This window comes from Paenibacillus sp. JCM 10914 (assembly GCF_001315105.1).
Taxonomy (GTDB): domain Bacteria; phylum Bacillota; class Bacilli; order Paenibacillales; family Paenibacillaceae; genus Paenibacillus_AQ.
The window spans coordinates 1-1,545 of the sequence record NZ_BAZR01000076.1 but is presented as its reverse complement, the minus strand read 5'-3'; the positions used below and the strand labels follow the sequence as shown (position 1 = coordinate 1,545).

The following is a 1,545-nucleotide window of genomic DNA, read 5'->3' as shown; positions in this document are numbered from 1 at the left end:
AAAAAACCAGCTAATACTTGTCAAGCTTTCACTCTTGGTTATTCATAAAATTGTTGCTATACTGTTTTTAGCATGACAAATAACCTTCATTGGCGTGAAGGTTATGGTTAAATATGGTTTTTAAGTTTGAAAGGGCTGACCTTTACTAAGAATGGCGTATACGTGATGGAGAAGCTTGTTGGCGCAAGCAATCACGACCACCTTGTAGGGCTTGCCCTCTTTTCTTTTCTTGTCGTAGTAATCCCGAATTTTACTGTTAGTATTACCACGAATCCCACATTGTACCGCTAAATATAACGCCCGACGAAGACGTTTGGAGCCACGCTTTGTAATCCGTGAATGGGTAGCCACGAATTTCCCCGAACTAAAGATCCCGGGATCTATCCCCGCAAATGCGACAAGTTGCTTTGCATCCTTAAACTGTTTTACGTCTCCAATCTCAGCAACAATCGCTGCTGCAAGTTTATCACCTATTCCTGGTATACTTTTTACCAACGCTACCTCAGGAAGATTCAGCGCGATCTCGTTTATCTGATTCTCTAGTTCACTTAATTGTTCTGAAAACGCAAGTAACAAGGTGATCATCCCGCATAAAGCAACGGTTTGCGACCGACTCCTCGGTTGATTCAGCCAGTCGGGTAATGTTTCCCTAAGTCGCTCTGCTTTCTCTTCTATCCACCTGTTCGAATGTGATCTCCCTGAACCTTCCCGAATCGTCTCACTTACATTCTCAACCTTCCCCGTTAAACAATGAGCTAGGACCTTTAGTGAAGTGACGGAGAAGAGATCACGAAAAATTTGTTCATAAGCCGGAAATACTTGATCTAATAGTGCCCTCGTGTTTAACTTTGCTTGAACGAACATCCCTGTTACAAACTCGTGTTGTCGAGTTACGTGTTGAAGCTCTGTAAACGTCTCTTCCCATGTACGATGCGGTGCGACATCTCCTCGATAATACATATTTGCTAAATGCCAAGCATCTGCGGCGTCTGTCTTCACCTTGCGTAACTGTGTCCCTTTTGCTCGTTTGGACTGTAATGGATTGACGATATAGTAAATCCATTCACTTCGTTCTAGATAGGCAGCAAGACCTCGGTGGTAGTGTCCTGTTGCTTCTAAAACAACGACAGGTTCGAGCATCGTTTCGGCCCGTAACTCAGCCAAAATCTCTCCTAGACGTTCAAATCCACTTTCACCGTGCAAGATGCTCTCCAACTTCCCATACGGTTCATTCCTTCTTAAAAAAGCTTGTACCACACTAGAGCCTTTTGCCACATCAATTCCAACCACTGGACCCATAACATACCCCCTTACAAAAATCTGTTGCCGGCATTCCCACAATGGTTCCAAACCCATAGCTTCGCTTGTGATGCGAGGTCAATGCCTCTACCAGCTCAAACATGGTCATTGGTGATAGTGGGAGAACAGTTTTTATGACGGGGTCAAACGCCCCTAAAAGAGCCTCGTTCTCCCGGCTACCGCCATCGTAAAACGCCCATAAAAAAAGGCCAACCAGAAATAACTGGTTAACCTGATAATACGAAA

General features: G+C 44.3%; 2 protein-coding genes. Both read right to left on the bottom strand.

All coding sequences use genetic code 11. The features are described 5' to 3' along the window. Positions 1 to 120 precede the first annotated feature (120 nt). Positions 121 to 1,299: an IS110 family transposase gene (locus tag JCM10914_RS28100; RefSeq protein WP_023967534.1), complete on the bottom strand. Its 1,179-nt coding sequence runs from the start codon at positions 1,297 to 1,299 to the stop codon at positions 121 to 123. Then, a partial coding sequence (locus JCM10914_RS31165; protein ID WP_036720649.1) for a hypothetical protein occupies positions 1,277 to 1,545 on the bottom strand: 269 nt, incomplete at its 5' end. The genes JCM10914_RS31165 and JCM10914_RS28100, both read right to left, overlap by 23 nt.